Origin of the sequence: Mesorhizobium sp. M4A.F.Ca.ET.020.02.1.1 (assembly GCF_004022645.1) — a bacterium.
In the GTDB taxonomy this organism is placed as follows: domain Bacteria; phylum Pseudomonadota; class Alphaproteobacteria; order Rhizobiales; family Rhizobiaceae; genus Mesorhizobium.
Genome location: NZ_RZOI01000197.1, coordinates 1 through 8,638 on the forward strand (window position 1 = coordinate 1; position 8,638 = coordinate 8,638).

The following is an 8,638-nucleotide window of genomic DNA, read 5'->3' on the forward strand; positions in this document are numbered from 1 at the left end:
GCTTCGGCACCACGCCCGGCGCGGTGGCGCACTGGCCGGGCGGGCTTTGCCTCGCCTTTCCCGGAAAGAACTGCGTCAACGGCCGGATCGTCATGGACGTGGGCGACATGAACCTTACGTTCAAGACGACGCTCACCAGCCGCATCGACTTCACCATCGAGGACGACTTCGTCACCGCCATCAACGGCGACGGCGTCGATGCCATCCATTTTCGCGAATACATGGAAGCCTGGAACGACCGCAACGCCTACGGCATGAGCCATGTCGGCTGGGGTATGCATCCGCGCGCCCGCTGGGTCTCGGCCGCCATGTACGACAAGCGTGACATGCAGGCGGTGGAGTTCCGCGCGCTGGCGGGATCGTTCCTGTGGTCTACAGGCGCCAACCAGTATGCCGGCCGCTATACGCTCGGTCATTTCGACCTGCCGATGCGCAACTGCACGATAACTCTGGACGGGAACGTCGTCGTCAAGGACGGCCTCCTGCAAGGCGAACTGGCGTCCTGACGCCCCTCGGAGAAGACCATGAGCGACATTGCCGATTACTACGACCTCTCCCGCATCCGCCCGCAGGTGCAAGCCAAGCTGCGGCTGGTCAACGAGCTTGGCCGCGATAAATTCGCGTCGCGCGCCAAGGGGATCGACGATGACGCCTCCTTCCCGGTCGAGAACTACAAGGATTTGGCGGCTGAAGGCTTTCTCGGGCTCTGCATCCCGGAGGAATTCGGTGGCTGGGGCTTCTCGATGTTCGAGTATGCCATGGTCGGCGCCGAGATCGGCAAATACTGCGGCGCCACCGCACTGACCTTCAACATGCACAACTCGTCCATGGCTTGGTCGCGCTTCATGTTCGATATGCCGAACCTGACGCCCCAGGAGAAGGCGGCATTCGCGCCGCTGCGCGAGCGCCAGTTCCGCCGCGCCATCGCCGAAAAGGCGATCTATTCGCAGCCGATCTCCGAGGGTGGCCAGAACTGGACCTCGAAGCCGAACCAGACGCAGTGCCGCAAGGTCGACGGCGGCTGGAAGATCAACGGCTTCAAGAAATTCGCCTCGCTGGCCGGCTATTGCGACTACTACACCATCGTTTGCACCGAGGTGTTCGAGGGTCGGGAGCCGCGCCACGAGGACACCATGCTGTTCGTCGTCCACAAGGATGCGCCGGGCCTCAGCGTCAAGGGCGACTGGGATCCGCTCGGCATGCGCGGCACCAACAGCCGCGACCTCATCCTGAAGGACGTCTTCGTCACCGAATTGGACCTCTTGATGCCGCGGGGCATCTTCGGCAAGACACTGCCCAACTGGCCTCACATGATGGTGACCCTTTCGCCCACCTATATGGGTATCGCGCAGGGCGCCTTCGACTTCATGGTCGACTATCTCAAGGGCAAGGTGCCCGGCCAGCCACCGATAGATCGGCGCATGTATGCGACCAAGCGTATCGCAGTGGGCAAGATGTACGCCCGGCTGGCGAACATGCGCGCGCTGTGGTGGCAGGCTTTCGGCGAGTCGAAAGGCTTTCCGACCAAGGGCGAGGTGCTGCGCATGTACGCCGCGCAATACAACGTCATGGAAGGCGCGGCCGAGATGACGTCGATGGCCATCCGCACCTGCGGCGGCCAGTCGATGCTGAAATCGCTGCCGCTGGAGCGGATGTACCGAGACAGCCGTTGCGGCGCGCTGATGCTGCCCTTCACATCCGAGATCATGGAGGACTACCTCTCGGTGCTGGCGCTCTACGAGATGGACGAGATCGACTCCGCCCCTGGCGATGAAGGCGGCGCCCGTATGTCGCTGTGGCGCGGCGAGCACGGCGCCGCGCGGTCGGCCCGGTAGACGCCAATGGCGCGCGAAACGGTCGAGGTCGTCGGCGTCTCAGCCGCCTCGCCGGAGGCGGTGTGGTCCGTCGTTTCGGATTTCTGCGGACAATGGCACCCGGCCATCGCCACCATCCACGCCGAGCACGACGCACGCGGCACGCTGGTTCGCGCCTTTACCGCCCATGGGGAGGGTACCGTCTATCGCGAGCAACTCACCTGGCTGAGCGACAGCGACCACACGCTTGCCTACACACATCTCGAAGGCATTGCCGGTGCGCAATCCTATGACGGCCGCATTGCCATTGGCGCCGGCGATCATGGCGGCAGCACGCTGCGCTGGAGCGCGCGGGTCGAAGCCGCGTCGCCGCGTCTGCAGGCGATTTGCGAGGGCACGAAGGCGATCTTCGAAGCGGGCATCGCCGCCCTGTCGGAGACAACGCTCGCTACCGACGCGGCGGAGCAGCCAAGGCCCCTGCCCGCCTCTGCCGCCACGCGGGACATAGTCATCGATGGCGAGCCTCGCCTCGCGCTAACGACGACGGATAGCGACGGGCCGCTCTGCCTGTTCCTGCACGGCATCGGCGGCTCGCGCGGCAACTGGCTGCCGCAACTCGCGGCCGCAGGCGGCGTTATGCGCGCGGCGGCACTCGACTTGCGCGGCTACGGCGACAGCGCGCTCGGGCGAATGCAGTCGACCGTAGGGGACTACTGCGACGACATCCTGCGCGTGAAGGAAGAACTTGGCGCCGATCGGCTGGTGCTGGTCGGCCTCTCCCTGGGCTCGTGGATCGCCACCTCCTTCGCCATGCGCCACCCGGAGATGCTGGCGGGGCTGGTCCTTTCGGGTGGCTGCACCGGCATGTCGGAGGCAAGCCTCGAGGAGCGTGAGACCTTCCGTGTCAGCCGCAAGGTGCCGCTGGATGCCGGCCAGACGCCGGCCGATTTCGCTCCCGCGGTGGTGGAAGTGCTGGCGGGGCCGAACGCCTCCGACGCGGTGAAGGAACAGCTCTTCCGGTCGATGGCGGCGATCCCGTCCGCCACCTATCGCGACGCGCTCGTCTGCTTCACCAATCCCTCCGAGCGTTTCGATTTCTCGCGCCTGACCATGCCGGTGTTGATGATGACGGGCGAGCACGACCGGCTGGCGTCGCCATCGGAGATCCGCGGCGTTGCCGGACGAATACTCGACCAGGCCTTCCGGCCAGACATCCGCTACGAGACCATCGCGGATGCCGGCCATGTCTGCAATGTCGAGCAGCCCGCGGCCTACAACCGCATCTTGCTGGATTTCCTGAGGAAACTACCGCGATGACCGCCTTGTCCCGCCGACAGCAAAACAAGATCGAGCGCGAGCGGCGCATCCTGGAAGCCGCGCTGAAGGTCTTTTCCGAAATGGGCTATTCCGGCGCCAACATGGATGCCGTCGCTCTTGAGGCGAACTTGTCGAAGCCAACGCTTTACCAGTACTTCCAGTCCAAGGAGGCGCTGTTCTCGGCCATGATGCTTGGCGAGCGCGACCAGATGCTGGCGGTCTTCGAACATCCTTCCGATCGCGGCATGGTGGCGGACCTGCTGGAATTCTCATGGGACTACGCCGACACCGTGCTGCGTCCGGACCTCCTGTCGCTGGCAAGGCTCATCATCGGCGAGGTGCAACGCTTTCCGGAGATCGGCCGCGCCTATCAGGAGGTGGGGCCGGACCGCCTGCTGCGCGGCATCATGGATTATCTGGAAGGCCAGCGACGCGCCGGCCGGCTGGCCTTCGACGACGCCGAACTCGCCGCGCAGGATCTATGGGGCCTGATCCTGTCGGCGCCGCGCACGCAGGCCCTCTACATGCCGGACCACTCGCCCTCGCGCGCCGAGATCGCTCGTTATCTGCACAACGGCCTCAAGGTATTCCTCAAGGCCTATTCGACACAACCCGAGACCGATCTCGCCGAACTCGCACGACTTATCGGCGCCCATTCCCTCAATCAGGTGCAACATGACGCTTGACGATTACCTGGCCGACCAGGCCAGCCGCTTTGCCACGGTCGCGATGACCGATACCAACGGGCTGCTGCGCGGGCAGATGGTCTCGGCCAACAGCCTCAAGGGCATTGCCAAGAACGGCATGGGCATGGCCCCCGCGCAACTGGCGCTGGACCCGACCGATGCGATGCTCATCATTCCTGGCGTCAATGACGATAAGGGTGATTTCCACGATGACCCGTTGCAGCTCGATCCCGGTTCCGCCCGCCGCCTGCCGTGGTCGAAGGCCGGGCATGACCTGCTGGTGCTGTCGAACTACACCGGCGCTTCAGCGCAGATATGCCCCCGCGCGATCCTGAAATCCGTTCTTGCCCGTGCCGGCGAAGCGGGGCTGGTGCCGAAATACGGAATGGAGCTGGAATACACGCTGTTCGACGAGACGCCGGAGAGCGCGAAGGCCAAGGGCTACCGCAATCTGAAAACCGCGACGGCGCATGCAAGCCACGACCTGATCCTTTACCAGGTCGTCCAGACCGAGTGGTACGAGGCCGTGGCCGCCATGTGCGAGCCGCTGAGGATCGACCTCGCCAAGATGCACGAGGAGATCGGCGCTGGTTTCATGGAGGCTTGCATCGGCGCCGGCGAAGGCCTGGAGCCGGCCGACCAGCTGGTTCTCCTGAAGAACTTCATCCGCGCGCTGGCGCTGCGGCAGGGCCGGTCGGTCACCTTCATGCCGCGCTGGAACGAAAAGGCGGATAGCCAGTCGATCCACCTGCACATCAGCCTGAAGGACAAGACAGGCAGATCGCTGTTCTGGGACGCGAAGGAGAAGAACGGCGTCAGCCGCACTTTCCGCCACTTCCTCGGCGGCCTGCAGGCCTATGTCGGCGACACGACGCTGGTCTTCCAGCCGACGGTGAACAGCTACCGGCGTTTCGCCCCCGGCACCTTCGCGCCACCCGGCCTGACATGGGGTTTCGAAAACCGCACCACCTGCTTTCGCCTCGTCGGTCACGACGCGGGGTCCCTGCGGGTGGAAAATCGCCTGCCCGGCGCAGACTCCAATCCCTACCTCTCCGCCGCCGCAACCATCGCGGCCGGGGTTGCTGGCGTCATCGGTGAGATCGAGCCTAATCCCGAAACCATCGGCTCGGGTTATGCGCAGCAACCCGCCCGCGACTTCGCCCGCTCGATGCCGGAGGCGATCGACCGGCTGCGCGGCTCCGCCTTCGCCAAGGACTGGCTGGGCGCACGCTTTGTCGAGGCGTTCACGGCCACCCGCGAAAGCCAGCACAACGAGTTCCGCCGCAAGGTTCCGGACGTCGAACTGGAACGCTTCTTCGACCTGGGGTGAATGACCATGGATACCGATCTGCGCGCCCGTTTCATCGAAGGCATGAGCCGCGTGGCCGCCGCCGTCACCGTGGTGACCACGGACGGCGAGGCAGGTCGTTTCGGTGTGACCGTTTCATCGATGACGTCAGTGTCCGCCGATACCAGCCGGCCTTCATTGCTGATCAGCGTCCATCACCTCAGCCCGGCATGCGAGGCGATCAAGAAGAACAGGCGGTTCTGCGCCAATGTGCTCAGCGGGAACCAGAGTTTCGTCTCGGATCTCTTCTCCGGCCGCCTCCAGCATTTGAACCAGGACCGGTTCGACGCGATCGCCTGGCATCCCGGCGTGACTGGCGCGCCGATCATCGATGGCGCCGTCGTTTCCCTCGACTGCGAACTCAAGACGGCGCTGATGTGGGGAACCCATTTCCTCTTTATCGGCGAGGCCGGGACCATCGACCTTTCGGCGCAGCGCTCGCCGCTGGTCTATGGCAATCGCGGCTATCGGCGCGCCATCCCGATCGCGCCGGATGACCATCGGCCGCCACACCCGGAGAACCATCTCAGCATCGGCTTCTTCATCACGCTTGGACCGCAATTCGTGCCGGGCCTCGTCGCCGGCTTCGCCAGCCAGCAGCCGGATGTCGACATCCGCCTTCTGGAAGCCGACCATGACGATCTCATCGAGCAGATGCGCGCCGGCAGGATTGAGGCAGCGATCACTTTCGGGGCGGTGAACGAACCTGACCTCGATGCCGAACTGGTCTGCCCTCCGGCTCCGCATGTGCTGTTGAACGCCACCCACGCGCTGGCCGGCAGATCCAGTCTGCGGCTCAGCGATTTGGCTGATCTGCCCATGATCCTGCTGGATTATCCCTCGGTGCGCTCGGCCACGGACAGCCTGTTCAAGCGCGGCGGGCTGCAGCCGCACATCCGCTTCCAGTCGCCTTCCTTCGCCATGGTGCGCGGCCTGGTCGCGCAGGGTCTTGGGTATTCGATCGTCCCTCAAGCGCCGCAGGCCAGGACCGCGCCCGACGGCAAGGAGATCCTCGCCATACCGCTGGACGAGGACTTCCCGGAAGGGGCGGTCGTGGCGATCACGCCACGCGGCAACGGCCGCAGCGAATGGGTCGGGCAGTTTCTGGCCAAATGCCGGGGGTCCTTCGGGCATGCCGCCAACGGAGAGTGATGACGGCCGGACGAAACGGCCGAGCGGACAGGACACAGACACCAACAAACAATGGACCGGTCAATCGGCCATGGGGAACAGAGAGGGAGAACGACAGAAATGAGTACCGCAGGAAGCAATCAACTTCGCAGGAATTCGCTGGGCCTGATCGCCGTGACCTTCATGGTGATCTCGGCGGCGGCTCCCCTGACAGGCGTAGCCGGCGCGATGCCGCTGGCGTTCATGCTTGGCAACGGCGCCGGCATTCCAGCGACCTTCATTTTCGTGACGCTGGTGATGCTCGCCTTTTCGGCCGGCTACGTGGCCATGTCGCGGCATGTCACCAATGCCGGCGCCTTCTACGCCTATGCCGCGCGCGGTCTCGGCGGGCGCTCCGCCGGCGCCGTGGCGGTCGTCGCGCTGGTCGCTTACAACGCCATGCAGTTCGGACTGATTGGTCTGCTGGGCGGCATCGCCTCCGGTGTCTTCAGCGAGCTCGGGCTGGTCCTGCCCTGGTGGGGATGGAGCCTGATCGCCGTCGTCCTGGTCGCCATTTTGGGCTACCGTCAGGTTGATCTGTCGGCAAAGGTCCTGGTCGTTGCCGTCGCGCTCGAATATCTGATTGTCCTGATTGTCGACTTTGCAATTCTCGGCAAGGGCGGCGCCAATGGGTTGGCGCTGAATATCTTCGACCCGAATGCGATGTTTTCGGGTTCGCTGACCGCTGCGATCCTTTTTTGCCTGGGCTCCTTCATCGGCTTCGAGGCAACCACGATCTATGCCGAGGAAGCCCGAGACCCGGAAAGCACCATTCCGCGCGCCACTTATCTTTCGGTGCTGATGATCGGCATATTCTTCGTGTTCACCACCTGGCTGATGATCGTTGGCATAGGTGCCGACAAACTGGTCCCGACCATCCAGGGCTATGGCGATCCTTCAGCGCTCTTCTTCGATCTGGCCGGGCGCTATGTCGGCGGGCCGATACCGACGATTGCCGGCATCTTGCTCGTATCGAGCCTCTTTGCCGCGTTGTCGGCCTTCCACAACTACATCGCCCGATACAGCTACGTGGCAGGACGCGAAGGCCTGTTGCCCGCCGCCTTCGGGCGCACCCATGCAGATCACCAGAGCCCCCACATCGGTTCGGTCGTGCAGACGATCGGCGCCCTGATCGTGCTGGCGATCTTTGCCGGCCTCGGGCTCGATCCGGTGCTCAACATGTTCACCTGGATCAGCCAGGTCGGCACGCTCGGCGTGCTCGGCATGATGACCGTCACCTCGCTTTCGGTGATCGTCTTCTTCCGCAACAAGCAGGCTGGCGCGCCGGCGCTGTCGACTGTGGTCCTGCCTGCCTTGTCGGGGCTGATCATGGCGGCCCTGTTCGTCTACATCTTCCTGCATTTTGGCGACCTCACCGGCACCACCGGCGGCGCGCTCGGGCTCATCCTGCCGGCATTGATCCCGGCCGCCGCCGTGGTCGGATATGGGCTGTCGCTGCGACTGGAGAGGGCAGATCCGGCCCGCTTCGCCCGCATGGGTGAAAATCAGGCCTGATATTGCCTATGCGGAAGCGTGCGTGGTCGCGCTTCCGCCAGCAAACGGAAGTGATATCAGCGCCAAACATTTTAAGCTTTAAACAACTGGACTCCTGTGCCACCGTCGGCTGGTCGTTTCCATTGCACATTTCACGACGGGTGGAGGTTTGCGAATGCTTGGTCGGTCTGCACATGTCGATACGTTCGCGCGTGACAATCTTCCGCCCGGCGATCAATGGCCGGACCTTCCGCTCGATGGGTTCGACTATCCGGAGCATCTGAATGCCGCGGTCGAGCTTACCGATCGGCAGGTCGAGCGCGGCTTCGGTGATCATGTCGCGCTGATCGGCAACGGTCGCCGCAGGACCTACAAGGAACTGTCCGACTGGACCAACCGCCTGGCGCACGCGCTCGTAGAGAACTACGGCCTGCGGCCGGGCAACCGCGTACTGATCCGCTCAGCCAACAACCCGGCAATGGTGGCGTGCTGGCTGGCCGCCACCAAGGCAGGCGCGGTCGTGGTCAACACCATGCCGATGCTGCGATCAGGCGAACTGTCACAGATCGTGGACAAGGCCGAGATCACGCTTGCGTTATGCGATACGCGGCTGATGGACGAGATGGTGGCTTGCGCCAAGGACAGCCGCTTCCTCAAGCAGGTCGTCGGCTTCGATGGCACGGCCAATCACGACGCAGAACTCGACCGCGCGGCGCTCGACAAGCCGGTCGTCTTCGATGCGGTGGAGACCGGCCGCGACGACGTGGCCCTGCTTGGGTTCACCTCGGGCACCACCGGCTCGCCGAAGG

Annotated in this window: 7 protein-coding genes and 1 pseudogene; all 8 read left to right on the forward strand. The window is 64.2% G+C overall.

What is annotated here, in order from left to right:
- Window positions 1-506 (forward strand): annotated as a pseudogene (locus EN742_RS14735) (peptidase M29); the annotation flags it as partial.
- 18 nt (window positions 507-524) lie between these two features.
- Entirely contained in the window at window positions 525-1,835 is a 1,311-nt protein-coding gene (locus EN742_RS14740; RefSeq protein ID WP_127404779.1) for an acyl-CoA dehydrogenase family protein, read from the forward strand.
- 6 nt (window positions 1,836-1,841) lie between these two features.
- Window positions 1,842-3,131: an alpha/beta fold hydrolase gene (locus tag EN742_RS14745; RefSeq protein WP_128332959.1), complete on the forward strand. Its 1,290-nt coding sequence runs from the start codon at window positions 1,842-1,844 to the stop codon at window positions 3,129-3,131.
- The gene (locus EN742_RS14750; RefSeq protein WP_126056184.1) at window positions 3,128-3,817 is read left to right on the forward strand and encodes a TetR/AcrR family transcriptional regulator; all 690 of its coding nucleotides are present in this window, start codon (window positions 3,128-3,130) and stop codon (window positions 3,815-3,817) included. The genes EN742_RS14745 and EN742_RS14750 overlap by 4 nt, the downstream gene beginning before the upstream one ends.
- Window positions 3,807-5,147 (forward strand): glutamine synthetase family protein, encoded by a 1,341-nt coding sequence (locus EN742_RS14755; protein ID WP_126056185.1) that lies wholly within the window; start codon window positions 3,807-3,809, stop codon window positions 5,145-5,147. Before EN742_RS14750 ends, EN742_RS14755 begins: the two co-directional genes overlap by 11 nt.
- Before the next feature lie 6 nt (window positions 5,148-5,153).
- Window positions 5,154-6,317, forward strand: a complete 1,164-nt coding sequence (locus EN742_RS14760; RefSeq protein WP_189375324.1) for a LysR substrate-binding domain-containing protein — start codon at window positions 5,154-5,156, stop codon at window positions 6,315-6,317.
- 99 nt (window positions 6,318-6,416) lie between these two features.
- Window positions 6,417-7,850, forward strand: coding sequence for an APC family permease (locus EN742_RS14765; RefSeq protein WP_126056187.1), 1,434 nt, complete (start codon window positions 6,417-6,419; stop codon window positions 7,848-7,850).
- 154 nt (window positions 7,851-8,004) lie between these two features.
- Window positions 8,005-8,638, forward strand: a 634-nt coding sequence (locus tag EN742_RS14770; protein ID WP_148670108.1) for an AMP-binding protein, incomplete at its 3' end; no start/stop codon positions are given.

Coding starts and splice junctions, on each gene's coding strand:
- EN742_RS14745 (WP_128332959.1), top strand. CDS start 1,842: ATGGCGCGCGAAACGGTCGAGGTCGTCGGCGTCTCAGCCGCCTCGCCG.
- EN742_RS14760 (WP_189375324.1), top strand. CDS start 5,154: ATGGATACCGATCTGCGCGCCCGTTTCATCGAAGGCATGAGCCGCGTG.
- EN742_RS14765 (WP_126056187.1), top strand. CDS start 6,417: ATGAGTACCGCAGGAAGCAATCAACTTCGCAGGAATTCGCTGGGCCTG.
- EN742_RS14755 (WP_126056185.1), top strand. CDS start 3,807: ATGACGCTTGACGATTACCTGGCCGACCAGGCCAGCCGCTTTGCCACG.
- EN742_RS14750 (WP_126056184.1), top strand. CDS start 3,128: ATGACCGCCTTGTCCCGCCGACAGCAAAACAAGATCGAGCGCGAGCGG.
- EN742_RS14740 (WP_127404779.1), top strand. CDS start 525: ATGAGCGACATTGCCGATTACTACGACCTCTCCCGCATCCGCCCGCAG.